Source organism: Leclercia pneumoniae (assembly GCF_017348915.1).
In the GTDB taxonomy this organism is placed as follows: Bacteria; Pseudomonadota; Gammaproteobacteria; order Enterobacterales; family Enterobacteriaceae; genus Enterobacter; species Enterobacter pneumoniae.
In genome coordinates this window covers 509,043-534,973 of sequence record NZ_CP071383.1, presented here as the reverse complement: position 1 = coordinate 534,973, position 25,931 = coordinate 509,043, and the positions used below count along the sequence as shown (strand labels likewise).

The 25,931-nt window shown below is 57.5% G+C and carries 22 protein-coding genes; 16 read left to right on the top strand and 6 right to left on the bottom strand.

The window, feature by feature from the left end; all coding sequences use genetic code 11:
* The first annotated feature begins 26 nt into the window (after positions 1 to 26).
* Positions 27 to 1,442: an aminotransferase-like domain-containing protein gene (locus tag JZ655_RS02485; protein WP_207292921.1), complete on the top strand. Its 1,416-nt coding sequence runs from the start codon at positions 27 to 29 to the stop codon at positions 1,440 to 1,442.
* 37 nt (positions 1,443 to 1,479) lie between these two features.
* Here the strand turns inward: JZ655_RS02485 and foxA are convergent, their stop codons facing one another.
* From foxA to JZ655_RS02470, 3 genes are all read right to left on the bottom strand, one after another.
* A complete protein-coding gene (gene foxA, locus JZ655_RS02480; RefSeq protein ID WP_207292920.1) occupies positions 1,480 to 3,588 on the bottom strand; it encodes a ferrioxamine B receptor FoxA in 2,109 nt (702 codons plus the stop codon).
* Positions 3,589 to 3,709: 121 nt separating this feature from the next.
* Positions 3,710 to 4,690 carry a helix-turn-helix transcriptional regulator gene (locus tag JZ655_RS02475; protein WP_207292919.1) on the bottom strand — a complete coding sequence of 327 codons (981 nt, stop codon included), beginning with the start codon at positions 4,688 to 4,690 and terminating at the stop codon, positions 3,710 to 3,712.
* Between the two features lie 148 nt (positions 4,691 to 4,838).
* Positions 4,839 to 5,072, bottom strand: a complete 234-nt coding sequence (locus JZ655_RS02470; RefSeq protein WP_040077340.1) for a DUF2171 domain-containing protein — start codon at positions 5,070 to 5,072, stop codon at positions 4,839 to 4,841.
* Between the two features lie 193 nt (positions 5,073 to 5,265).
* On the opposite strand from JZ655_RS02470, the gene JZ655_RS02465 reads away from it, so the two are divergent.
* The gene (locus tag JZ655_RS02465; RefSeq protein ID WP_207292918.1) at positions 5,266 to 5,451 is read left to right on the top strand and encodes a DUF2767 domain-containing protein; all 186 of its coding nucleotides are present in this window, start codon (positions 5,266 to 5,268) and stop codon (positions 5,449 to 5,451) included.
* Between the two features lie 49 nt (positions 5,452 to 5,500).
* On the opposite strand, the gene JZ655_RS02460 is transcribed toward JZ655_RS02465, so the two are convergent.
* Entirely contained in the window at positions 5,501 to 6,622 is a 1,122-nt protein-coding gene (locus JZ655_RS02460) for a ribosomal protein uL16 3-hydroxylase (RefSeq protein WP_207292917.1), read from the bottom strand.
* Positions 6,623 to 6,823: 201 nt separating this feature from the next.
* Between JZ655_RS02460 and JZ655_RS02455 the strand changes: the two genes are divergently transcribed.
* From JZ655_RS02455 to JZ655_RS02390, 14 genes are all read left to right on the top strand, one after another.
* On the top strand, positions 6,824 to 7,120 hold the full coding sequence (locus JZ655_RS02455) for an SH3 domain-containing protein (protein ID WP_207292916.1): 297 nt from the start codon (positions 6,824 to 6,826) through the stop codon (positions 7,118 to 7,120).
* Positions 7,121 to 7,371: 251 nt separating this feature from the next.
* The gene (locus JZ655_RS02450) at positions 7,372 to 8,589 is read left to right on the top strand and encodes a VWA domain-containing protein (RefSeq protein ID WP_207292915.1); all 1,218 of its coding nucleotides are present in this window, start codon (positions 7,372 to 7,374) and stop codon (positions 8,587 to 8,589) included.
* A gap of 264 nt (positions 8,590 to 8,853) precedes the next feature.
* Positions 8,854 to 10,269: an SrfA family protein gene (locus JZ655_RS02445; RefSeq protein WP_207293802.1), complete on the top strand. Its 1,416-nt coding sequence runs from the start codon at positions 8,854 to 8,856 to the stop codon at positions 10,267 to 10,269.
* Positions 10,270 to 13,272, top strand: coding sequence for a virulence factor SrfB (locus JZ655_RS02440; protein WP_207292914.1), 3,003 nt, complete (start codon positions 10,270 to 10,272; stop codon positions 13,270 to 13,272).
* Positions 13,272 to 15,923, top strand: a complete 2,652-nt coding sequence (locus JZ655_RS02435; protein ID WP_207292913.1) for a putative virulence factor — start codon at positions 13,272 to 13,274, stop codon at positions 15,921 to 15,923. The genes JZ655_RS02440 and JZ655_RS02435 overlap by 1 nt, the downstream gene beginning before the upstream one ends.
* Before the next feature lie 6 nt (positions 15,924 to 15,929).
* Positions 15,930 to 16,895 (top strand): hypothetical protein, encoded by a 966-nt coding sequence (locus tag JZ655_RS02430; RefSeq protein ID WP_207292912.1) that lies wholly within the window; start codon positions 15,930 to 15,932, stop codon positions 16,893 to 16,895.
* Positions 16,896 to 16,904: 9 nt separating this feature from the next.
* Positions 16,905 to 18,860 carry a vWA domain-containing protein gene (locus JZ655_RS02425; RefSeq protein ID WP_207292911.1) on the top strand — a complete coding sequence of 652 codons (1,956 nt, stop codon included), beginning with the start codon at positions 16,905 to 16,907 and terminating at the stop codon, positions 18,858 to 18,860.
* Positions 18,860 to 19,546, top strand: coding sequence for an ABC transporter ATP-binding protein (locus JZ655_RS02420; protein ID WP_242637297.1), 687 nt, complete (start codon positions 18,860 to 18,862; stop codon positions 19,544 to 19,546). The genes JZ655_RS02425 and JZ655_RS02420 overlap by 1 nt, the downstream gene beginning before the upstream one ends.
* A 31-nt stretch (positions 19,547 to 19,577) precedes the next feature.
* Positions 19,578 to 20,759, top strand: coding sequence for an ABC transporter permease (locus tag JZ655_RS02415; RefSeq protein ID WP_207293800.1), 1,182 nt, complete (start codon positions 19,578 to 19,580; stop codon positions 20,757 to 20,759).
* Complete coding sequence (locus JZ655_RS02410) at positions 20,749 to 22,284, top strand: SUMF1/EgtB/PvdO family nonheme iron enzyme (protein ID WP_207292910.1); 1,536 nt, start codon at positions 20,749 to 20,751, stop codon at positions 22,282 to 22,284. The genes JZ655_RS02415 and JZ655_RS02410 overlap by 11 nt, the downstream gene beginning before the upstream one ends.
* Positions 22,285 to 22,307: 23 nt before the next feature.
* Complete coding sequence (locus JZ655_RS02405) at positions 22,308 to 23,009, top strand: hypothetical protein (RefSeq protein ID WP_207292909.1); 702 nt, start codon at positions 22,308 to 22,310, stop codon at positions 23,007 to 23,009.
* 10 nt (positions 23,010 to 23,019) lie between these two features.
* Positions 23,020 to 23,502 (top strand): coiled-coil domain-containing protein, encoded by a 483-nt coding sequence (locus JZ655_RS02400; protein ID WP_207292908.1) that lies wholly within the window; start codon positions 23,020 to 23,022, stop codon positions 23,500 to 23,502.
* Between the two features lie 53 nt (positions 23,503 to 23,555).
* Complete coding sequence (locus JZ655_RS02395) at positions 23,556 to 24,035, top strand: hypothetical protein (protein ID WP_207292907.1); 480 nt, start codon at positions 23,556 to 23,558, stop codon at positions 24,033 to 24,035.
* 11 nt (positions 24,036 to 24,046) lie between these two features.
* A complete protein-coding gene (locus JZ655_RS02390; RefSeq protein WP_207292906.1) occupies positions 24,047 to 24,478 on the top strand; it encodes an IrmA family protein in 432 nt (143 codons plus the stop codon).
* On the opposite strand, the gene JZ655_RS02385 is transcribed toward JZ655_RS02390, so the two are convergent.
* Both JZ655_RS02385 and JZ655_RS02380 read right to left on the bottom strand, forming a co-directional pair.
* Positions 24,475 to 25,083, bottom strand: a complete 609-nt coding sequence (locus tag JZ655_RS02385) for an ATP-dependent Clp protease proteolytic subunit (RefSeq protein ID WP_040077345.1) — start codon at positions 25,081 to 25,083, stop codon at positions 24,475 to 24,477. The genes JZ655_RS02390 and JZ655_RS02385 overlap by 4 nt on opposite strands.
* Positions 25,084 to 25,145: 62 nt before the next feature.
* Complete coding sequence (locus tag JZ655_RS02380) at positions 25,146 to 25,916, bottom strand: DeoR/GlpR family DNA-binding transcription regulator (RefSeq protein WP_207292905.1); 771 nt, start codon at positions 25,914 to 25,916, stop codon at positions 25,146 to 25,148.
* Between the last annotated feature and the right edge of the window lie 15 nt (positions 25,917 to 25,931).

The window sequence follows — 25,931 nt, the reverse complement described above, 5'->3', positions numbered from 1 at the left end:
GTATGGTGATAACAAAGGATACAGCTATGACGCGCTATCAACACCTGGCCAACCTGCTGGCAGAACGCATTGAACAAGGGCTGTATCGCAGCGGCGAGCGCCTGCCCTCGGTGCGTGCCCTGAGCCAGGAGCATGGCGTCAGTATCAGCACCGTGCAGCAGGCCTACCAGATCCTCGAAAATCTGCAGTTGATTACCCCCCAGCCGCGCTCAGGCTATTTTGTTGCCCACCGTAAAGCGCAGCCCCCGGTTCCGGCCATGTCTCGTCCGGTGCAGCGCCCGGTAGAGGTGACCCACTGGGATGAGATACTGACCCTGATGGAGGGGCGCACCAAAACAGGTATCACGGCGTTTGGCGGCGGGCAGCCGGATCTGAGCCAGCCAACCCTCAAACCTCTGTGGAAAGAGCTTAGCCGGGTCGTTCAGCACAACGTCAACGAGATCCTCAGCTACGACGAGCTACCGGGGCGCCGGGAACTGCGCGAGCAGATCGCACGGCTGATGCTGGATGCCGGATCGGTCGTGACCGCCGACGATCTGATCATCACCAGCGGATGCCATAGCGCGCTCTCCCTGGCGCTGCTGACGATCTGCAAGCCTGGCGATATCGTGGCCCTTGAATCTCCCTCGTTCTACGGCACGATGCAGATGCTGCGGGGACTCGGTATCAAAGCCATCGAGATCCCCACCGATCCCGGGACCGGGATCAGCGTTGAAGCGCTGGAGCTGGCCCTGGAGCAGTGGCCGATCAAAGGGGTGATTGTGGTGCCCAACTGCAACAATCCGCTCGGTTTTATCATGCCGGAGGCCCGTAAACGCCAGCTGCTTGCGCTGGCCCAGCGCCACGATATTGTTATTTTTGAAGATGATATCTGCGGCGAGCTGGCATACGAGTACCCGCGCCCCAGCTCGATTCACTCTCTTGACATCGATGGCCGGGTGCTGCTGTGCAACTCCTTTACCAAAACCGTGGCGCCTGGCTTGCGCGTGGGCTGGATTGCCCCCGGTCGCTATTACGATCGGGTGATGCACATGAAATATGCCGCGAGCGGCACCAATGTCCCCTCAAGCCAGCTGGCGCTGGCCGCCTTTATCCGCGAGGGGTACTACCATCGCCACGTGCGCCGGATGCGCCAGATTTATCAACAAAACATCGAGACCTACACCTGCTGGGTGCGGCAATTTTTCCCGTGCGGGATCTGCGTCACCCGGCCGAAGGGGAGCTATATGCTGTGGGTAGAGCTGCCAGAACACGTGGATATGGTCTGCGTCGCCCGCGAGCTTAGCCGGTTTAATATTCAGATTGCGGCAGGGTCGCTCTTTTCGGCGTCGGGTAAGTACCGTAACTGCCTGCGCATCAATTGCGCCCTGCCGCCGAACGAGAAACATCGTATGGCGGTCGAGCAGATGGGTGAGGCGGTGAATATGGCGATGGAGGAGTAAGCCCCATCCCTGGGGCTCAGATCGGTGCGTCAGGCGGTTAAAACTTCCAGGAGACGCTACCCACAATGCTTCGCTCGGCGCCAAAGTAGCAATATGAGAGTGAGTTACAGGACGCCACGTAGTCTTCATCCGTCAGGTTATTGACGTTTAGCTGCGCGCTAAAGCCTTTTAACCCCAGCTTCGAGAAGTCGTAGCCCACCGCCATATCCACCAGCGTATACGAGGGTAAGGTATGGGTGTTCAGACGGTCGCTGGTGACGCCATTCACATAGCGCACGCCAGAGCCGAGGGTCAGGCCATCCAGCGGGCCGCTTTTCACGTCATAGCTCAGCCAGGTGCTGGCCATATTGCGTGGGGCGTAGACCGCGCGTTTGCCCTCCTCTTCCGGGCTGCTCTTCTTGTAGCGAATATCGGTATAGGTATAAGCCGCCTGCAGGCGCAGGTTGTCGGTGATCTGTCCTACCGCTTCCAGTTCCACCCCTTCAGATTCAATCTCGCCGATGGAGCGGTACGGATCGGTTGGCTCCTCTTTGGTGGCGATATTTTTCTGATTGATGCGGAATACCGAGGCGCTGAACTGGCTGTTCATCCCCTCCGGCTCCACCTTCACACCCGCTTCCCACTGCTTGCCCTTCATCGGATCCAGCACGTTGCCGTTCTCGTCAGCAAAGCTGGTCGGGGTAAAGGCGGTGGAATAGCTAATGTACGGCGCAACACCGTTATCAAACAGATACAGCAACGCCGCGCGGCTGCTGAAATTGTTCTTATCCAGGTTGCTGCGGGTGTTGTTCAGCTTATCGATATTCGACACGCTCACCTGGTCGTAACGGCCCCCCAGGGTCAGGCGCCAGCGATCGAGGGAAATCTGATCCTGCAGGTAGTAGCCAGTCTGACGCAGCTTATGCTTCTCCTGGCTATACATGGAGATGTCAATCGGGCCCGCGCCATACACCGGATTAAAGGCGTCGATCGGCGGGAAGCTGCCATAGTAGCCGGTGGTATTGTTGCTGCGATCCTGATAGTCGAGACCAATCAATACGCGGTGGTTCAGCGCCCAGGTATCGAAGCTGCCGTCAACCTGGCTATCCAGGGTGATGGCGTTCATCTTCTCATCGGAGCCGGAGTAGCCGCGGTTCAGCTCGGTATCGTTCAGCCAGCCTGAGGCATAGACCTGATTCAGCTTCACTTTGGTGTGCAGATAACGCAGCTTCTGGCGCACTGTCCAGCCGTTATCAAACAGATGTTCAACGTTGTAGCCCACCATGTTCTCGCGGCGGTCGTACTTGTCGTAGTCGTCTTCACCCTCGAAGAAGGTGTTTGAGATGCGCTGGCCGGCGTGCGGCACCACGGTTCCGTCATAAGGCAGGCCGGAGTGGCTGCCCCCTTCCGGGTCGCGGTGGAGATAGGCCATCAGATCCAGGCGGGTGTTATCGGTGCTCCGCCAGGTCACGGACGGCATCAGCGCGTAACGCTCCTCTTTCAGCGGATCGAACTGGGAGTCGGCGTAGCGGGTCATTCCGCTCAGGCGCGCCGCCACGCGGTCGTTGTCGTCCAGGGGACCGGTGACGTCGAACATCGCCCCGCGCTGGTTATTGTTTCCGGCGAAGAGTTTCACCTCCCCACCTGTATCGAAGGAGGGTTTGCGCGAAGTGAGGGCGACAATCCCGCCCGGCGATGAACGACCATACAGCACCGATGCCGGGCCGCGCACCACTTCGATATTTTCAAGGAACCAGGGGTCGACCACCAGCGAGCTGTGGGAGTTGGTATCGCCCATCATCTTCAGCCCGTCAAGATAGACGTTATCCAGACTGCCGTCGGAGAAACCACGCAGCACGATGTAGTCGAAGCGGTTGGAGGCGCCAATCTGGTTGCTGTACACCCCCGGCGTGTAGCTCACCGCCTGACGTACGCTGGTGGCTCCCTGCTCTTCAAACTGTTCGCGGGTGACAATGGATACCGCCTGCGGGGTTTCGATATCCGGGGTCTCCAGTTTGGTAGCGCCGCTCTGCATTTGCGAGGTGACCACCACGGTATCGTTTTTCGGCGTCTCCTGAGCAAGTAAAGGGAAAGCAACGCTGCCGGTAACGCATCCCACCAGCAGGGCTAAGCGCGATTTAGCGAACATGAAAATCTCCAAAGGCATTTCTAATTGTTAATAAGAATTATTACCTTTTTCATCTCGCAAACAGCTATGCGCGCTGCCAGGTTATGTATGCGCAATGACAAAACGCACGTAAAGCGTTTGCGATTGGGAGAAAAGCGGATTAACAGCCGCTGCGCACACTGCCGGGGCAGATGCCGTAACGACGGCGGAAAGCGGTGGCGAAATTGGTGGCGTGCTGATAGCCGGACATCCACGCCGCCTGCTGCACGCTATGCCCTTCCAGCAGACAGCGACGCGCCAGCGCCAGGCGGCAGTCGCGCAGGTAGTCGAAGACCGTGCAGCCATAGGTCTGGCGGAATTTGCTACGCAGGCTGCTGGGGCTCATTGCCGCCTGGTTAGCCAGGGCTGCGAGGGTATATTCCTGTTCGGGCGCCTGTTCAATGCGTCGGCGGACTTGCTCCAGTCGGGCCTGCTCCCCGTGCGTTGGGGCCTGGCCCACCCTTCCCTGCTGTTCCCGCAGGTGCAGGCCATGGCCCAGCAGTTGATACATCACCCCCTCCAGCAGCAGATGACGAGACAGGGAACTGCGTTCACGCTGCTGAGCATGCTGGATACCGGTCAGGACGAACTCGGGCACCTGCCAGACGAAAGCCGGCACGCTCAGGCGCGCCCACTGTTCCAGCAGCGAAGCCAGCAAGCTCTCGCGCAGGGCTTCATGGGGATAGACACCAAAAGAGAGCGTTTTGAGCGTAATATCAGCGTCGTGGCGGGCCGTCATCACCTGCTGTTCACTGAGCGTGGCGCTAAAGGCGATGCCGGGGCTCAGGCTAAAAATCTCATCGTTGAGACGCAGGGTCACGTACCCTTCCAGCACCACCAGGACATACAGCGGGCTGCTGTGGCGGGAGGTGGTTTCATAAGGTTGCAGTACGCGCACATCAGAGTGGGTAAGAGAGATACCGGACGGCAAGACCATCTCTTCCACGTTTCCATGCAGGACAGGGCTGGCGCTGGCGCTGACGTCGGTCAGAAGGGGGAAGTGGTAGTCAATGCCATAGCGCTCGCCAAAAACGTTAAAGTCGGCAACGGAAAATGTTTTTCCCCCTACCGGGCCTGGGCTCTTGAGCGTTGTTTTCGACATACCTGCGCCTGAAGGAAGATAATAAAGTAAAACAGTATCACTCCTTCAACGTAACGGCAATGCAGGCCGTTTTTAACAGCTTATAAAATATATTAAGCCCCGGGATTAAACCGGGGCTAAAATATCACACTGGAGTGCGAGGTATTAATTAAGCTTCTTGCCAGCCGGCAAAGACCGCTTTATGATCCTGGGTCAGGACGACTTTATTATCATCCACTTTTGCTACCCACTCCAGCGGAATGTAATGGTGTTTGCCACCGGATTCCGGGTCGCTTTTTGCCAGTTTAATACGCTCGCCGTCGAGATGGTCCACTACGCCTACGTGGGTACCACAGCTGGCGACAACCTGTGCATGATCCTTGATTTCGCTCTTATTTACCATTCTGAATTCTCCTCATCATGTTTATGCGGGTTGTGTCACGCTAATAACTGTAGACCATAAAAACGGTATTAACAGCGCCATTAGCATCTCGAAACAATATTCCGCCTCAGCAAGATAAGAATTCCCTGATAAATATTTTAGGTAGGTGATTATGTCGCATAATTAATTACTCGCACACGACATGGAGACATATATGGTAATTGAGCGAAATCGTACCGAAATATCCCTGGCGCTTGGCGAAGCGGTAATCGATGTCGTACAAAAAAACCAGGAGATCTCCCGGGCTAACTTGGCGCGAGCCATGCGGAGAAAAGCGGAGCAGGAGAACGATGACGATCGTCTCCTGAGTTACTGGAAGGCGTGTCATATCCTTGTGTAACCTGAGCGGCGGCGCTATTTGCGCCGCCGGTGTCAAACGCCCGGTGGGGTTACTCGTCGAAGTACCAGTAACCCTGGTTAATCAACCCGGTCAGCTCGGCGATAAAGGCCGGGTTATGCAGTGCCTCTCCCAGCTCTTTTTTGCCGAACCCGGTATAGCGGCACAGGACATTAGCGGCTTTAGCATCGACGGTGTCCAGCTGTTCACTGTTAATAAAGAAACGGTCGGCGATATTCAGTACGCGCAGCCCGCTGAGACGGGTGAGGGTCTCGCCCCCCTGCAGCGCATCCAGCACCTCTTCCGGGGTGTAAGGCGGCTCTACGGCGGCAATGTCCAGCTCATGGCGTGGCGTGGAGATAAAGCTGCCAAACCACTGGGTAAAATCATCCGGCCGGCTAATCATCTCTATCATCATCTGGCGCAGGCGTTCCAGTTCATAGGCTTCAACCCGGCCCGGGTGCTCGCGGCAGGTCAGATCCGGATCGCTGTAGTGCTCCCCGCCCAGATCGTTCTCCAGGGCGTAATCGGCAAAGCTGCTGATCAGATCCCGACCATTCGGCCCCCGGAAGCCTACCGAGTAGTTCAGCGCCGTTTCATGGGTAAAACCGTCGTGCGGGAAGCCCGGCGGAATATAGAGGATATCGCCCGGGGCCAGATCTTCATCAATGATCGGCTCGAAAGGATCGACATGCAGCAGCGCCGGATGCGGACAGAACTGGCGCATCGGCAATTTGTCGCCCACGCGCCAGCGGCGGCTGCCCATCCCCTGGATGATAAACACGTCGTACTGATCGATATGGGGACCCACGCCGCCGCCCGGCACCGAGAAGGAGATCATCAGGTCGTCCAGACGCCAGTCCGGCAATACGCGAAACGGTTGCACCAGCTCGGCGGCAGGCAGATGCCAGTGGTTAACCGCCTGCGCCAGCAGCGACCAGCCGGTTTCGCCTAAGCCATCAAAGTGTTCAAAGGGGCCATTACTGGCAGACCATTTTCCCTCTTTATGGCTCACCAGACGGCTGTCTACCTCCGGCTCCATGGCCAGCCCGGCCAGTTCATCCGGGGTAATCGGGTCGATAAAGAGGGGGAAAGCGTTCTTCAGAACGACGGGTTGTTTCTGCCAGTATTTTTCTAAAAATTCCGGCCAGTTCAGGTTGAGTTGGTAAGCCATGCGTCGCACCAGTGATAGACAAACGGGCCTGATTATAGGAAGAGGTGGCGGCTGGCTGCCTTGTCGTGGGTCAATGACGCACGAAACTCTGTGTCAGCCTTTTACATGACACATCCTGACAGCTTCACGCTTTATGGTTATCGCCCCCGTTTACCACGGATTATATCGTTTAAAGATGCTTACGTTGTCAGGAGGTCTGAGATGAGTGATGTCACTGAAGTCGCCGTAACAGGTAGTGTGAAAACCACCATGCCAGTGTATGCCCGCCTGGGCACCCCCTCCGTCTTTGCGCCGGTGGCCCAGGACCTCCCCGCTGGCAGCCGTATCGATGTGTGCGCCGCGGTCGTGGGCGATGCAGTTGAAGGGAACCCCCACTGGTACCGTATCGACGAGAATATCTTTGTCTGGACGGGCGCCTGTACGCGGCTCGATTCCTGTCCGGATTTCCCGGAAAGCACGAAAGTGAAGTGGATGGCGGTGGCGTTTGAGGTGCGCTAGCACGCTTAAAGGAGAACGCATGATGGGCGACAGACCTCCTGGTTTAGACCTAAAGCCAAATTAAAGGTCGCCCCCCCCTTATAATTTAGGGGTTGCAAAACGCATGTAAATTTTATTTCTAATAAAATGATTCCCAATGCCTATAAATATTAGTAGTTATTTATCGCAGCAATCATAATTAGAATTAAGAATTATCTTTTCATCTGTATAATTTTAATCTGTGATTTAGTGCAGATGGCGCAGCGATTTCCATGATCAGAATTACAAGGACGGTTAAGCATAGCGCCTCTGGGCAAAATTATATCAACCTCTACCCCGCGTTAATTTCTCTGGTCGAACAGCATCTCCCGTCTGGCTACAAAAATCTTTTTGCACGTCCGCATCAGGCCTCAGATGGGGCAATTGAATGGTACAGCGATATTAATGGTCAACCTGTATCACTCACCGCCCTTCCCGTAGCAGAAAAAGAGAAAGCGCAGGCATTGCTGCAGCAAAAGCTGGTGGTGATAGAGCAGCTTTATCACCGGCTTGCGGCGGCTAACGCGGCGCCTGCCGAGGTTATGCAGGTCCTCTCTCTTGCCGCTCGTCAGCCCGATGAACGCGGCGTCTGGGTGATTGATGGTCAGCCGGTGATTACGGCCTGGAGCGAAAGTCCCACCGCTCCCGTTATGCCAGCGGCTCCGGTGGTCAATAAGGGTCGCCGCGGGCTGTGGTTACTGCTGTTAGTGTTATTGCTGTTAGCGCTGTTGGCGTTATTTTTACTGCGCGGTTGCGTGCCTGCGGCTAAACCGCCCGCTCCTGCTGCACCCGCTCCGCTGCCGGTAAAACAGATCTGCCCGGCAGAGAGGGCCAAGCAGCAAGCCCCTGAAATGGTGCTAATTTTTGATGCTTCAGGCTCAATGGCTATCAGTATGGATGCCACACCGGATGAACTACGCCGCCTGATGCAGGATAAGCCGGTGAAGAATATTGAGCGTGAGCCACGCCGTATTAGCCTTGCACACCGCTCGGCAAAACAGGTGATCGATGAAGTGCCCAAAGATATGGATATTAGCCTGGTCTCGGCAGCAACCTGCCAGCAAGTATTTGTTTCTCCGGCCTTACCTTTTGCCCAGCGTAATGTATTGAAACAAGCTATTGATAAGATTCAGCCGGTGGGCAAAACCGCACTGGCCGAAGCGCTGGAAAAGGCCGGCAAGTTGGTTGATGGCGTAGATCGCGATGCCATTATTGTGCTGATTACCGATGGGGAAGAGACCTGCGGCGGCGATCCCTGTGAGGTCGCGCGTCAGCTCAAGCTGAAGAAGCCCCGTTTGCAGGTAAACGTGGTCGATATTATGAATACCGGTGCCGGAAACTGTATTGCCAGCAATACCGGCGGTGCTGTTTATGCCGTCAATAATACCCACGAATTTAATGAAATGATGAGCCAGGCAATAAAAGAATATATCCCGGAGGGCTGCGATTAATTCATCAAAAACATTAATGAATGCCAGCAGCGTTTCGGCGAGAAACCAAAAATGTTTTTCGCGCATTTGACCGTAACCGCCGCCAAAAATTTAATTTATGGCTAAAGGTTTTCTGTCACCTGCCGATAATTTTTCTGCTCAATTTATACCTTCAAATGTGATTACGGTCGCTGACGATTTGTTATCGCCGAGAATGCCGTACGTACCAATAAAAGCAGAGTTAACCCGAATAATTACCAGCAAGGGTATGCCAACGTGAAAGAGATGTTCCTGTGCAGTGACAGGCTCGATAAATACCAGTCAATGGGTGAGAACGGTCAGGCAGTACATATTTCTGCGCTGCAACTGCGCGAGACGCTGCGCCTGAGAAAACAGAGCGCCGTTGCCGATACGCTGGCAATTCCGCAGGTTAACGAGCACGGCGATCGTATCGACTGGTACGCCCCTGCCGCCGGAGATGTGATCCCCTGGTCTGCCGCCACCGAGAGCGAGCGTCAGGCTGCCCTCGGCCAACTGGAGCAGAGCCACGCTGTCTTACGCCAGCTCAGCGCTGAATACAGCCAGCATGCCAATCCGGAACAACGCCTGTTCGGCCAACTGCTTGAAAAAGCAATGCAGTTTCCCGACCAGAATCAGGTCTGGCTGGTGGGCGGCAAACCTGTCATCAGCTTTTGGGGTTTCGTTAATGCCCGTCATCAGTCACGTATCGACCCGCTCGACTGCCTGCGCCCACCGGTTCCATTACCCCCTACCGCTACCGCCCCGGTTGCGGCGTCGGCGCCTCTGGTAACGGAGCCGGTTACCGAGCGTCGCGTAACGCGTCGGGGGTGGTGGTGGACGTTACCTGCGTGGCTACGCTGGTTGCTTCCTTTACTGCTTCTGGCGTTGCTGATCCTGTTGCTGCTACGTAGCTGTGTTCCGGGCGTGCATATCCCTGGCTTTTCCGCCACGCTGCCTGGCCTGCCGGATGCCCATCTGAACACGCCAACCGTCAAGACCGGCCTACACGGAACCACCAGCTCGCAGGGGAGCGGCCTGAGCCTGAACGGCAATGGCACGGGTCTGCCAGATGCTTCACTCCCGGCGATGAAGACGCCAACTCACGGCGAGGCGTCGGTTAACGGTGAAACACCGACGGCACCGGCTCTGCCCGATGGCGCCCCCACAGAAAACGCGCCGCCCGTAAATCCCGCCGCACCTGATAACGCAGGTGAGCCACCCACGCCACCTACCCCGGACGCCGCTGCGGGCGTTACCCCGCCGGAGGTTCCCTCAGGAGATGGCCAGCCGGGTGTCAATGCGCCGCTGACCATTCCAACCGGGGCACTGGCACAGGGGAGTACCGACTTCTTAAACGGCCGCTGGCACGCCGGTGCTGGCATTCAGGACCAGCGCACCGGTAAGCCGCTGAGCCTGAATTACCAGATCAAAGATGGTCAGGGCGAAGTACAGATGGTGCGCGGCGATGGGGTGACCTGTCGCGGTGCAGTCAACGCGGCCATCCAGTCCGGCAATCTGGCCATCAACAACCAGGGTGAAGCGCAGTGCTCCGATGGATCGGTATATCAAATGCCCGAAGTCCAGTGTGCGCCTGGTGCGCAGAACATTGCGGATTGTAAGGGCCGTTACGACGCCAACACCCTTTTCCCTATTTCGATGAAGCAGGAGGCAAGTAAGTAAATGCTCGCTGAACTTACTGATTTTAAAAAACAGGTCAAACTTATTCGTGACAGCGGCATCCAGTTCCTGGACTTCGCTTTTACACTGCCTGCCCGTAAAGAGTACGGTGAATTTCTGCGCCAGAATGGCGATGGCGCCATTTTGCGCCTGGTCTATAACGAACGTGAAGATAAGCTTCAAATCCCGGCGGCAGATAACGCCGCGCCGCGTTTTGCCGAATCGGATTACTCCCTGACGACAGAAGAGTCGCTGCGGCTCTACCAGGGGTTATGGCTACCGCTGCCCTTCTTCCGCTTCAATCCGCCACGTGCCTTTGCACACGGACCAACCAACTGGGCGCGGGTCCAGTTCCACGAGCTGGCAGAGCCCGACGAGAAGGGCAACACCTGGCGCGCCATCCTGATCTTCGATACTAAAATTTTCCCGGATCGTGAGAACACCCAGTACCTGGCACCGAGCGAAGATGATGTGCGCACCGGGGCCGGTTTTGCCCTGGCACTGCATCCCCATGAGATGGGCGATTTCCTGACGCTCCCCTGGATAGATGAGTGGCTGCGTGAGGTGTTCAGTACCCAGGCGCGCGATGTGCTGCGCCAGCACGCGGAAGACATTGATGAAAAACTGCTGCAGAAAGAGCATCAGGCGCACTATCTCAATCTGCTGAATATCCTGAGTGCCACTGTCGCTATCCCGGAAGTGCAGGTCAACGACGTGAAGATCCGCGACTCGGCCATTCCGGTGGATTTGGTGCTGGACATCGGCAACTCCCGCAGCTGTGGCATCCTGATAGAAGAACATCGGGATGACAATAAAGGGCTATCTCAGCTCTATCAGCTGCAACTTCGTGACCTGAGCCATCCGCAAAATGTCTATAACGAACCCTTCGACAGCCGTCTGGAGTTCGCCCAGGCCGAGTTCGGTAAGCAGGACTTCTCGCTAAAAAGCGGGCGCAGCGACGCCTTCACATGGCCGACCATTGGCCGCGTCGGGGACGAAGCCTTCCGCATGGCGGCGCAGCGCCTGGGGACAGAGGGCTCAACCGGGATCTCCAGTCCAAAACGCTATCTTTGGGACGATCAGCCCTATTCTCCCGGCTGGCGCTTTAGCCAGGCCTTTGTGAAATCCGATCGTGAGCCGCTCGCAACCGCAGCGCCGTTGCTGTACATGCTCAATGATCAGGGCAAGCTGTTGATTCGCCTGCCAGAAGATGAACGGATGCCGGTCTTCTCCCCGGTTTACAGCCGCAGCTCGCTCATGACCATGATGCTCTCCGAAGTGCTGAGCCAGGCGCTAATGCAGATAAACAGCCCGGCGCAGCGTCTGAAGATGAACCACGCCAGCACCCCACGTCGCTTGCGAAATGTCATCATGACCGTGCCACCGGCGATGCCAAAACCTGAGCGCGCCATCTTCGAACAGTGCATGCTGGACGCCATCCGCCTGGTGTGGAAAGCGCTGGGCTGGGAAGAGATGGATGACGAAAGTGAAGAGACCGCGCAGCTAAAACATCCGCGCCCAGGCGTGCATGTGAAATGGGACGAAGCCACCTGCGGACAGCTGGTTTACCTCTACAACGAAACCCAGACCTACTTCGGCGGCCGAACCGACGAGTTCTTTGCCGCGACCCGTCGCCCGGATAACCAACAGGCCGCCAACGAAGCCCGTAGCCTGAAGGTGGCCTCCATCGACATTGGCGGCGGCACCACCGACCTGGTGATTTCCCGTTATATGCTGGATGACGGCGAAGGGATCAACGTGCGTATCACGCCGAAGCAGCTTTTCCGCGAAGGCTTCAAGGTCGCGGGGGACGATATCCTGCTGGATGTCATTCGCCTGTACCTGCAGCCTGCGGTAAAAGCCGCGATGATGAAGGTAGGCCATAGCGATCTGTCGGCAGAGTCGATGATGTCGCAACTCTTTGGCAGCGAATCCATCGAGGCCGGCAAGCAGGTCCTGCGCCAGCAACTGACGCTGCAGATCTTTGCCCCGCTGGCGTTGGCAATCCTGCATCGCTACGAAGAGTACTCGCCGGAAAACGGCCGTGAGCTGCTTAATTACACCTTCCGCGATCTGCTGACAGAGAACACGCCAACGCAGAAAGTGCAGGATTACGTGAATGATGTGGTACGCCTGGGCCAGCTCTCCAGCGAAGCGCCATTCTCCATTCTGGACGTGGCGCTGGAGATCGATCTGGCCAGCCTGCACAACGAATTCATCAACCCACGCAGTGGCCGCATGAATATCTGCCACAGCCTGCGCGCCCTGTGCGAAGTGCTCTGGCACTACAACTGCGACGTGCTGCTGTTGACGGGCCGACCGTCACGCCTGCCGGGAATTCAGGCGCTGATTCGCCAGCTCCAGCCGGTGCCGCCATCGCGCGTTCTGCCGCTGCATGGCTATGAAACCGGCGGCTGGTATCCCTTCAACAAGAAAGGCTGCATCGACGATCCGAAATCCACCGCGTCCGTGGGGGCGATGTTGTATCTGCTGGCCGAGAACTCTCGCCTGAGCAACTTCTTCTTCCGCACCGCCAACTTTGTGCCGTACTCCACCATTCGTTATCTCGGCATGCTGGACGGTAACAACCTGATCAAGGACAGCAACGTCTTTTATCGGGATATCGACCTGGATGCGCCGGAGTTCCAGCTGCCGCAGGGGCAGGGTTTTGAAGCGCGCGGCGAAGTGCGTATTGGTTTCCGTCAGCTTGATAACGAGCGCTGGCCGGCGTCTGCACTCTATACGCTGAAAATTACCAACCCTAACCTCGCCAGCGAGCTGGCAGGCGACGCCATGATGCGTATCGAACTCACCGCCGAGCAGGGTCGCCCACGCAACGGCGTCGAGGCGGTCAGTCCGGAGAAATTCCGTATTGAATCCCTCGAGATGGAAAATGCCCGTCGCAACTATAACCGCAAAGACGTGGCATTCCAGTTGAACACAATGGTCGGTAACGGTCTCAGCGAGACGCACTACTGGCTGGATAGCGGGAGTATCAAAAGCTAATGAGTACCCTTAATTCTGCAAAGATCGTTCAGGGCTGGCAGGGCGTTGAGCAAGGCGCCGGTCAGGCTATCGACTGGATTGCTTCCGTCCGCCATGACGCACCACGTCTGAACACCGAAGCCGACCGACTGACGCTAAATTTGCGCCGCAGTCGCAACAAAGCGCGTCGACTGGCGCAGGCGGCGGCGCGACCGATGACTATCGGCTTCTTTGGCCTGTCGCAGGCGGGCAAGTCATACCTGATTTCGGCGCTTGCCGCAGGTGAGAATGGCAAGCTGGGCACCCAGCTCGGCGGACATCAGCTCGACTTTCTGACCCATATTAACCCGCCAGGCGGCGGGAAAGAGGCAACCGGTCTGGTAACACGCTTTAGTCGTCTGAAGCACGAAGACGATAAAAACTGGCCGGTCAAACTGCAGCTCTTTAGCGAAGTGGAGATGGCGAAAATCCTCGCCAACGCCTTTGTGCATGACTTCAACCAGGAGAAGTTCGACTGGGAGTATGACGAAGGACGGATCCGTGACCTGCTGGCAACGCTGGAAAAACGTCGTCGCCCAACGCGGGTTCCGGGCGTTACAGAAGATGACGTCGTCTCCTTCTGGGACTACCTCATCCGCCATGCTGGAAAAACCCAAAGCCGCTTCGCCCTGCATTACTGGCCACAGGCGGTGAATCTTGCGCCGTGGCTGACCACTGACGATCGCGCGCAACTCTTCTCGGTGCTCTGGGGAGAGGTGCCCGAACTAACTCAGGCGTATGGCCATTTTGCCCAGACGCTGCAACGTCTGGGTGGCGTACAGGAAGTACGCGCGCCGCTAAGCACGCTGGTGGTAGAAGAGAACGGCCTGCTGATCCAGAAAAACAGCATCATGAATGTCGATATGCTGGAACACCTTAATCAGCCGAACGACCAACGCATTGAAGTCTGCCCGTTGCAGGAAGGCCAACTGGCCTCGCCTGTCGCCATCTCGCTGGCCGAACTGACAGTGCTCACGGCCGAGTTGCACGTTCCACTCTCCGCACCGACTACCGAACCGCTGTTTGATCACGTGGATCTGCTTGATTTCCCGGGTTATCGCGGCCGTATGTCGATCGATGCCTTCGGTGCCCAGTCGGCAGAGAGCGAAGGCGGTAGCCGTCTGGCTGAGCTGATCCTGCGCGGTAAAGTGGCCTACCTCTTTGAGCGTTATACCGAAAACCAGGAGATGAACGTTCTGGTGCTCTGTACCGCCTCCGCCAAGCAGTCTGACGTGAAGGACGTCGGCGATGCGCTGGACGAGTGGATCTGCCGCACCCAGGGCGCCGATGCCGATGTGCGCAGCCGCCGCTTACCGGGGCTGGTCTGGGCTTTAACCATGTTCGATAACCGCATCACCAGCGCACTGTCTCACGAAGAAGCGTTGCTTCGTCAGTACTGGGGACAGGGCGGAATGATCAAAATGGCGATGCTGGAGAAATTCGGCAAATACAGCTGGATGTCCGAGTGGAAGAAGGGTGAAACCTTCAACAACACCTTCCTGGTGCGTAAACCGGGCATGCAAACGCCGTTTATCCGGGTGAGCGGCGGTAGCGAAGTCGCCTTCAGCGAAGAGAATGCCGATCAGTTGACGCTGATGCGTAAAACCTTCCTCGAAGACGAAGCCGTAAATCGCTACATCGCCTCGCCGGCCGAGGCCTGGGACGCGATGCTCAACCTTAACGACGGTGGGATGAGCCGAATGGCGAACTACCTGAGCCAGGTTGCGCGTCCGGAGAACAAGCTTGAACGCATTGCCGAGCAGCTCGAAGAGAGCCGTCACGATCTGGTGGAAGGCGGTCTGGGCAACTGGTATCAGCCCGATGGTGAAGAAGAGGTAGCGAAGAAAGCCCGCATCGCGCAGGAGATTGTGGCGGCGGTGAAAAAACGCAACGGCATGCACGGTGAACTGCTGGCACGGCTGGTGCCAACTCGCCGCTCACTCCATGCGCTGTACATGCAGCAGGTCACCCTGCCTGAAGTCCAGGAAGAGGCAGATATCTTTGATATCGGTCTTGGAGATGGCCTTGATGACGGTATCTCGGGCATTAAGACCCATAGCCACGAAGTTGCCTTTGCCCGTCAGAGCGTGCAGCACTGGATCAACCACCTGCGCGGCCTGCCGGAAACTCCGGCGATGCTCAATTATATAGGCCTGCCGCGCGCCACCGCCGAGGAGCTGGTGGATGAACTGATCACCGGTTTGCTGCGCCTGCGTGCCGAAGACGCGCTGGTTAGCGTGATGCAGAACACCGAGCAGGACGGCGTGCGTCGCGATCGGATGGTGGATCGCCAGGTCTCTCGCGTGCTGCACGTGATGAGCGACTTTATGACCTGGCTCGGCTATCAAAGCGTGCCGGAGAAGAAGCGCCCGACCCGCCAGAACCAGCCCGATCAGCCTATCTTCACCCGCCCTGCCCAGTGCGACAGCGTAGTGTGGAAGGATGACGAGCGGCTGGTCAGCCTCACGCCGCAGCAGCTGAACTACAGCGGCTATTTCATCCTCGACTGGCTGATCGGTCTGGAAGCACTCATCACCGAGAATGCCGGACATTCCGCCGGCCGTGAAATCAGCGTGGCGCAGAACGAAAAGCTGGGAGCCATTCTTCACCTTATTCAGCGTTCACAGGAGTAACCGGACGTGATCAAACCCGAACTAAAACCCTTAGAGCCCGTCAACCCTGGCTACGCCACTCTGCTCCTTAAAGGCTGGAAAGGGGGCACCGAGGGCGTTGAGATCTCCATCCTGCGTAACCAGGACAACCTGTATCTCGACAGCCGCGGCGGATGGGTGAGCAGCGAAATGTTCCTCGGCCTGCCTGCACTGAGCGTGATGGACGACGTTCCTGCCGTGCAGGTCGGTCCGTCGTTTATTGACCCGCTGCTGGCTAACCGCCAGGCGGCGTATCGTATCGCCATTAAAGACAGCAGTACCCGGGATATGGGTATCCTGGCTATCACAGACGGTTTGCTGAGCTCGCAGGCAGGGGGAGAAAATCCGCTGGCAGAGAATAGCCAAACCCTGGACGTTGCCCCACCGGTTCAGCCCGAGCCGGCGATCGAGCCGCCAGCGCCGGCGCCAGAACCGGTAGTCGACGCACCGCCCGCGGCCCCGGCAAAACGGAAAGCGCCGATCGCCATTATCCTCGCCGTGGTTGCCCTGCTGCTGGCCGCCGCTGCTGCCGGATGGTGGTTTATGCATAAACCTGCAACTGCCGACGCCTCCGCCCCCGCACCTGCCGCCGCCCCGGTAGCGAAAATCAGCGGTCCCTGTGGGGATGAGCAGATGAGCAGTGGCAATGACATGGAGTTCGTAAAAGGCTGCCTGCGTAGCCAGCCAAGCAGCGCCCAACTGCTGGATGTGATTACCAAAGCCAAAGCCGACAAACGCTGCGATATCGCCCAACGCCTGTATGCCTATAAAGCGCAGTCTGGCGATACGCAGATGGCGATGCGCTACGCCCAGGAGTATGACCCGAAATCCGCCCAGGCGGACGGGTGCTTCAGCCCCGACCCGCAAACGGCCAGCTACTGGTACGAAGCGGTGGTGAATCAGGATCCGCAAAACGCCGAAGCGAAAGCCCGTTTAGCTGAGCTGAAAAAATAGGACGAAATAATGAGAAAAAGTCATGGGTTCAGCGGCCTGCTGTGCGCGGCGGCGTTAAGTCTGCCCGCCTGGGGCGCCGACACGCAGCCGCTGCTGCAGGAAGGGAAACACACCCTGTTCCAGCGCGTGCTTACTTATCCGGGCTGCCAGTTGGCTGCTAAAGCGGGCGAAGCAGGCAAAGAGCAGCCCGCGTTCAGCCGCTTTTATGTCTATCAACGTGAAAAGCAGGGCCAGGACGAGTGGCTGCAGGTTGGGCCAGACAGCTTCGGCCATGTTTCTGGCTGGATGAAAGCCGCCTGCACCGTCGACTGGAAAGTCCAGCTCACGCTGGCCTTTACCAACCCCGCCGGGCGCCACCCGATGCTGTTCTTCAAAGAGAAAAGCGACGTGGAGTCGCTGCTAAACAACCCTAAACCCGCGGCAGCGCTGGAGCCGATGGTCGCCAGTCTGAATCAGCATAAGCCGGTGCCGCAGGTGCTGGCTCGTGAACCCGACTACATGGTCGATCAGCTGAAAAACTTCTACCTGCTGCCGGTGCTTGGTTCCGATGATGTCTTTACCGATACCGGTTTCCAGGTGCGGGTGCTGAACGTGGCCTCGGTCACTGAGAAAGCGAGCACCGCCGCGCCGGCTAAAGCGACCGATGAGAAGAACATGATGAAGGGCTTCTCGGCATCGGTGGTCTTCGTAATCGACTCGACTATCTCAATGGGGCCGTACATTGATCGCACCAAAGAGGCGATCGACAAGATCTACAAACAGATCGAAAAAGAGAAACTTCAGGACAAAGTGAAATTTGGCCTGGTTGCCTACCGCTCCAGCGTAAAAGCGGTGCCAGGTCTGGAATACGACGCCAAAATGTATGTCGATCCGAACACGGTAAAAGATGGCAAAGATTTCCTCGCCAAAGTGCATGACCTAAAGCAGGCCACGGTCTCCAGCAGCAAAGTTGATGAAGACGCCTACGGCGGCGTGATGACCGCGCTGGATAAAGTGGACTGGACGCAGTTCGGCGCACGCTATGTGGTGTTAATCACCGATGCGGGTGCGCTCGACGGTACCGACAGCCTCTCCTCCACCCACCTGGGTGCGGAGCAGGTGCGCCAGGAGGCAGCATACCGCGGGGTGGCGCTTTATACCCTGCACCTGAAAACACCGGGCGGTAAGAAAAACCACGCTTCCGCCGCGGCCCAGTATCAGGAGTTGACCCTCAATCCGTTCCTGCATAAGCCGCTCTATTACCCGATCGATTCCGGCGACGTGAATAGCTTTGGTACCATTGTGGATAGTCTTTCCAGCGCCATCGCCGGCCAGATCAAAACGGCCTGGAGTGGTGAAGAGACGGCAGGCAGCGCTCTGGGTGCCAGCCCGGAATACGCGGGCAAGAAAGCCGATCCGTTGCTAAGCGATGCCGAGAAGCTGAGTAAAGCGATGCGTCTGGCTTACCTGGGCGAAAAACAGGGGACGCAGGCCCCGCCGGTGTTCAAATCCTGGATCAGCGATCGCGATCTGGTAAATCAGAATATCCCGGCGACTGAAGTGCGCGTCCTGCTGACCAAAAGCGAGCTGAGCGATCTGAGCGACGTGATGAAGAAGATCGTCAACGCCGCCAACGAAGGGATGATCTCCCCGGACGATATGTTCGCCAGCCTGCGATCGCTGGCCGCCACCATGGGCAACGATCCTAACCAGGCAAAAGGCAAAAATGCGACCCGCCTTGGTGAAATGGGCCTGCTGGGAGAATACATCGAAAGCCTGCCGTATCTGAGTGAAGTACTGAGCCTGGATGAAGAGACCTGGAAGAGCTGGGATGGACTGGAACAGGAGCGCTTTATCCGCCGCCTGAATACCAAGCTCAACTACTACCAGCGCTATAACGAAGATGCCGATCGCTGGGTTGCTCTGGCACCCGACAGCGACCCGCGCGATAACGTCTATCCGGTTCCGCTGGAGAACCTGCCCTGATGCTTCACATTCGTGATATGGACATCCGCCGGGGCGGGCCGCAGGGCTTCTACGTCTCGCTGCCGGAGCTAACGCTCCGGCCCGGTGAAGTGGCGGCGCTCACTGGTCCCAGCGGCTGTGGTAAAAGCACGCTGCTGGAGATGACCGGCGCAATTTTGCGTCCGGGCTCCCTTGGGGTTTATCAGTTGGGTGAGCGAGATATTGCTGCCCCGTTGCTGGCCGAGGACGAGCCCACGCTGGCTGCCATTCGTGCCCACGAACTGGGGTTTATGCTGCAACATGGCGGGCTGCTGCCGTGGCTACCGGTGATGGAGAACATCACTCTGGCGCGACGGCTGGCGGGCATGGCCACCCACTCCCCCTGGCTGGAGACAGCCATCGACACCCTTGGCGTGCGTCACCTGCTAAAGAGCCTGCCTTCCCGGCTCTCTATCGGTGAGCGCCAGCGCGTGGCATTTATTCGCGCCATCGCCCACCAGCCGCGTTTGTTGTTGGCAGATGAACCGACCGCCGCGCTGGATCCCGATAACGCCAGCCGTCTGTTTGCGCTGATCGTCGAAATGGTGCACAGCCTGGAGATGACGGCGATCGTCGTCAGTCACGACTGGCAACGCGTGGATCACTATGGCCTTAAACGCTATACCGCCAGCATTGAGGAGGGGAAAAGTGTCTTCCTGCCCGCTTGACCGGCCGCCTGAACGTGGGCTGCTATGGCGCATGGCGTTCCGCGATCTGATCCACGATCGTAAAGTTGCCCTGTGCATCATCTTTTCGCTTATCGCCGTGATTGCCCCGCTGCTTCTGCTTTTTGGGCTGAAAAATGGCATCGTCAGCCAGCTACGCCACCAGCTTCTGGAGGATCCTCGTACCCGGGAGGTGCGGATCACCGGCAACGGTAATTACGATTTTAACTGGCTGGAACGGCTGGCTGAACGCCCGGAAGTGGGCTTTTCGATCCCACTGACCCGATCGCTGAATACCCAGGCGGATCTGGTGCGCGATGGGCAGCACTTTGTGGCCGGCGCCGAGGTGATCCCCACCGGCGCCGGAGATCCGCTGCTGGCGGGCGTTGCCGTACCGCGTCAGGATCGTGAGGTGGTGCTCAGCGCCAGCGCCGCTCGTCGGCTCGACCTGAAGCCTGGAGAGACATTTCGCCTGATGGTCAGCCGTAAAATTGACGGTCAAAACCAGCGTGCCGCCTTCGCCCTGACGGTTAGCGGCATACTGGATGACGCCCGCTTTGCCCGGGCTGGCGCCTTTATCACCCTGCCGCTGTTGGTCGCGCTGGAGGATTACCGCGACGGCTACCAGGTACCGCTGTTGCAAGTAAGCGCAGGCAAGCCGCCCAGAGAGCGCACGCGCTTCTCGCGTGCCCGCGTTTACGCCCGCTCACTGGATGATGTCTCCGCGCTGGCTCGCTGGCTGGAAGCACAACACATTGAAGCGGTCACCCAGTCGGCACAGATCGAAGCCGTACGTGCCATCGATCGCGTGCTGGGCGTCATCTTTGGGGTGATCGCCTGGATCTCAGCGACCGGCTGCATCGCCTCGTTGATCGGCGCCTTTATTGCCAACATCGATCGCAAACGTAAAGACATGGCGGTGCTGCGGCTGCTCGGTTTCCGTCGACGCGCGGTAACACTGTTCATTGTGATTCAGGCCCTGTGCCTGACGGGCGTAGCTTTCGGTGCCGGGCTGGTGCTCTACCTGCTGGGCAGCGCGCTGTTTAACCGGGTGCTTGGCGCATCGTTACCTGATCGGGCGTTTGTCTGCCACCTCGAACCCCTTCATTTTTTGGCAGCGCTACTGTGCGTGCTGGTCGTTGCACTCAGCGTTGCCGCTATCGGGGCCATACGCGCCCTGAAGATTGAACCTGCGGAGAGTTTACGTGAAATTTAAACTGGCACTGGGCCTGACGCTGATGGGCCTGGGTTACTCCTGCGCCGTGCAGGCCACCTGGGATGAAAAATTCTGGAACCCGAAGCCGCTGGCAGACGATGTGATACTGCCCATGCCGTGCGATGGCGCGATGGCTTTCCGCAAGGTCGCCATTCCGCAGAACAAGCCCCTGGAAGATTACAATATCACCCTCGGTCAGGAGGGCGATGAATGGGGTTACGTAGAGCAAGCGCGCCAGGAGCATATTGCCGGCAGCTTCCCGGACCAGAAGAACAAAGGCCGTTATTACCTGATGGCAAAGTATGAACTGAGCGACCTTCAGTTCCGCGCCCTCTCAGGGGAGTGCCCAAAGGCCGACATGAAAGGCCGCCTGCCAAAAGTGAACATTGGCTGGATGGACGCAATGGCCTTCGCCAATCAATACAACCTCTGGCTGCGGAAAGAGAAACTCGCCGCGCTGCCAAAAGACGATGGCCAGCCGGGCTTCCTGCGCCTGCCAACCGAAACCGAGTGGGAATTTGCAGCCCGTGGCGGGCTGGCGGTCTCACCCTCAGAATTTCGCGATGTGCATTTCCCGATGCCGGAGGGGCTGAATGGCTACGTCTGGTATGCGGGAGCGCAGTCGGCCAACGGCAAATTGCAGCTGACGGGCCTGTTAAAACCCAACCCGCTCGGCCTGCATGACATCCTCGGTAACGTTGCGGAGATGATGTTTGAACCCTTCCGCCTGAACAAGCTGGATCGCCTGCATGGTAAGGCGGGCGGCTATGTGGTGCGCGGCGGTAGCTACGTCACGACCCAGGGGGATATCCGCAGCGCTCTACGCGGTGAAGAGCCTTATTACAGCGAAAGCGGCGAGAACGTCAGTAAAACCACCGGCGTGCGCCTGGTGATGGTCTCGACCACCCTCACCTCCCGCGATCGCGTGAAAGAGATTGAGAAAGAGTGGCAGGCGCTGGGCAGCGAGCAAAAAACAGATGCAAAAGGTAAGGCACCGGATTCACTGCAAAACCTGAACGCCCTCTCTGCCAAAGTGCAGGATGACGGGCTGAAAAAGGAGCTGGAGAAACTGCGTGCCGAACTGCGCGCCAACGGTCAGCTGCGCGATGAACAGCGCGACCAGGCTATTCGCACCTCGCTGCAACTGGGCGCGTTCCTCTGCACCAAGATGAAAGATGATGGGGAGTTTCTTGATCGTCTGAATCAGCTCTACAGCAAAACCTGCGCCGCAGACAGCCAACTGGACGCTAACTGCTCACGCCGGCAGGAACAGCTTGGCCAGCACCAAAAAGCACTGGATTTCATCTCCAGTTATTACGCTGACACGCTGGTCGATATGGGCACGACCTACAACAAATCACTCATTGACCCGCAAATCGCTGTGGTCCAGCAGCAGATGGCTGCACGCGGAAAAACAAACCTGAATGGCTACCTGGACACCTACTGGCAGAACCTTCAGGGCTACTGGAAAGATGGCAAAGTCGCGCGTGATGCGTGGTTGATGGCATGTAAAAAAAATAAATAATTCTGACAAGGAGATAGCAGTTAATGATCACTTTTAAAGCGTTACGCACAGCAATGGTTGCCGGACTTCTGGTGGTACTGGCGGGTTGTCAGAGCACAGGCAGCAGCGGTGGCGGCGTCGATCCACGTCTCGCCAACAACCAGGATGTGGAGTTCTTTAACAAATCTGGCTGGCAGGCTTGCGCCGGCGGCGCGGCGCTGGGTGCGCTGGCGTGTGCCGTCAGTAACTCCAGTAACAAAGCTGTGTGTATGGCGGCGGCGGCGGTAGCAGGCTGCGGCGTGGGGATGGGTGCCAACGCCTATCTGGACAATCAGCGTAAAAAGTATGCCTCGAAAGAGCTGCAGTTAGACGCGGCGATCAAAGATGTGGAAAGCGAAAATGCCCGTATCCAGAGCGCCACGAACGTAGCGAAATCGGTTATCGCTTCCGACAAGCAGACGCTGGCCAGCATCGAAAAAGAGATGGCCGCTAAATCCGTGAAAAAAGACGAAGTGCAGAAAAAAATCAAAGGGGTGGATGCCAATATCGCCTACCTGCGGAACACCATCACGGATATGAAAAAGCATGAGAAACAGTGGAAAGACGTCTCTGCGAGCATGAGTAAATCCGGCAGCGACACTGAAAACCTGGACAGCAAAATTGCGCTGATGCGCGACAAGATCGGCTCGCTGCAGGGTGAGCTGGACAGCCTGTATACCCAGCGTACCGCGCTGAAAGTGGGTTAAGGAGAGAGTGATGCGTTATCTACTGCTGGCCGTAGGCGCGCTGCTACTAAGTGGCTGTGCGACCAACGCGCGTGACTGTGACCCGACCACGGGCGATGTCAGTATCATCACCAAATTCAACTGCAACTATTCCGGCACCTGGGATAAGCGCGTGGATGCGAAACAGAGCACGCTGGCGCACGAACAGGTATTGAATGCGGAATTCAAAGCGGTTAACGAAGCCATTGAGAAAGAGAAAGCGCAGAGCAACGCCAGCGTTGCCAGCAAACGTCAGTCTCAACAGGCGTTACAACGCTCGCTGAATAATCTGGTGGCGCAGCTGAAAAGCAAAACCGCCGGTCGTGCGGATGCGCAGAAGCAGGTCGCCGACCTGGAAAAAAGCATCAAAGCGGCGCAAAACCGTCCGAGTGACTCTGAAATGCAAAAACAGATGGAGCTGCAAAAACTGCAGGGTCAGCTGACCGATCTGCAAGCCATGCTGGCAACCCAGTAATGCGCCCCTGCCGGGTATCACCCGGCAGGTTTTCTCCTTTCCAGGACAACGCCATGAAAACAAAATTGATTGCCCTCTCCCTGCTGGCTACGGCGACGCTGATGAACTCTGCCGTTGCGGCGCCGCCCGACCCGGAGCTGCTGTTCAACTGTGACTTATCCAACGGCAAAGGGGTTGTCGTGCGCCTTAATAATAACGTGCCCACCTACTATTATGGGTCGATTGAAAAAGTCGAAATGACACTCCCAAAAATCGAAGGCGATAAAACCCAGGTTCGCGCAGGACAGATCCCGTTCTCAGGCGGGGGCGCCTTCTACTACCGCTTCATTAACGGCGTTTACAGCTACGTGGTGTACAGCGGCATGGGCAAAGGCTGGGAATTCACCGGCCTGAAGGTCTATAAAAACGCCAGGCTGTTGATGCGAAAAGCCTGTACCAACGGCGGCTTCATAACCCAGACCTACCGGGGTGAAAACCTGGTGCAGGAAACGGACACGGGCGACGACGGTACCTACGGCTTTGCCGACGAATGACGGGAGAGGTTATGAAACAACAACTGAAAGTAGGTACCCTGCTCGCCTGCCTGGTCACCGCGGCGCCCGCCAGCGCGCTGGAAATCTGGCACTCAAACACCGTCTGGGCAAATCAGGGGATGTGCAGCGCCACCTTTATGCTGGATAGCGGCATGGAGGAGACAGGCCCGCTGGAGATAGGCGTTGAGCTGGTTAATGCGAAGGGGGTGGTCATCGCGTCCGATACGCTGAATGTGGATGCCTTCGGCGATGCCGAAGCCACCCGCTATCAGACGACCTTTCTGGAAGGTGAAGCCGTGTGTGAAGATGACCTCACCGTGCGCTTCACCTCCCTGGCGCGGGTTTCTGGCCAGCAGAAACAGCCGCTACCGCTGAGCGATCTGCAGATCCGCGATTTTAAGCCCTTCAGGCTTATCAATACGCAGGCGGATAAGCAGGGTTAATCCAGCTTCAGCTCATCAAAGTGGGTAATGATTTTACCCACGATGCCGTAATCGAGCGCTTCAGACGGCGACATCCAGAAGTTACGGTCGGTGTCCTTTTTCACCTTCTCCAGCGGCTGCCCGGTGGCATCGGCAATCAGCTTATTCACGCGCTCCAGCATGCGGATGATCTCCCGCGCTTCGATCTCGATATCCGTTGCCTGCCCACGTACTCCACCCAGCGGCTGGTGGATCATGAAGCGGGTATTGGGCAGGGTATAACGATGCTCTTTTTTAGCGGCGAGGAAGATGGTGATGCCCGCGCTGGCGACCCAGCCGGTGCCAATCACGTGCACTTCCGGGCGGATAAATTTAATGAAGTCGTGGATGGTATCTCCCGCCTCCACGTGGCCGCCCTGGCTGTTGATGTAGATCTTAATCGGATCGTTATTGATGCTTTGCAGCAGGATCAGCTGGCTCACCACTTTCTCGGCCAGCGCCTGGTTGATCTCCCCGGAGATCACGATCGAACGTGACGCCAACATCTTCTGCTGAATCAGCGCGCTGCTGCCGGTTTCGTTCTCTTTGGTCGTCTCATCATGATCTTTATTCTGTGCGTAATACATGGCTCTCTTCCTCGGCTTTTAGCGCTAAAAACTGAGTGTAGCCCGTTTCGTGTCGCATGGCATCAGGCGCTGACGATCCGCACCTCCTGCGCGGCAAACGCAGCGATGACGTCGCTCTCCAGATCCGCCTCCACCACCAGCACGTCGATATCGCTGCATGTCGCCACCACAAAGCGCGCTACGCCCGGAATTTTATCGGTGGTGAGTGCCACCAGGGTTTGATTGCTCTGGGCGATCACCGCTTTTTTAAACGCACAATCCGCAAAATCGAAGCCGGTCAGCCCCATCTCCGGATCCATGGCGCAGCCGCCGATAAAAGCCTGATCGAAGATCATGCCCTGGATTTGCCGCGTGGCGGTGCTGTCCACCGTTCCGCCTGAGGCGCGCTGGATCTGCCCGCCGGTGATAATCACCTCGCACAGGGGGTGGCGCAGCAGTTCGGCGGCAATGGCCGGGGAGTTAGTCACCACGGTCAGGGCCAGATCGGCCGGAAGGGCTCTGGCCAGCGCCAGGTTGGTGGTGCCCGTATCCATAAAGAGGCAGCTTCCCGCCTTCACCAGGGTTGCCGCTTTCTGCGCGATCTGCTCTTTTTTGGCATGATTCTGCTGTTCGCGGCCGATAAACGTGCCCGCGTCGGCCAGCTGTAATACCGCGCCGCCGTAAACCTTTTTACAGATCCCCTCTTTGCTAAGTTCGTGTAAATCCCGGCGAATCGTGTGCTCAGAGACCTTCATTTGCTTCGCCAGCTCGGCGCATACCACCCTGCCCTGTTGTTGCAGGATCTGGCGGATCCGATCTTGTCGTTGTTCCGGAAAAGCTGCATAATCGAGCATAAAGAGCCTTGTTAA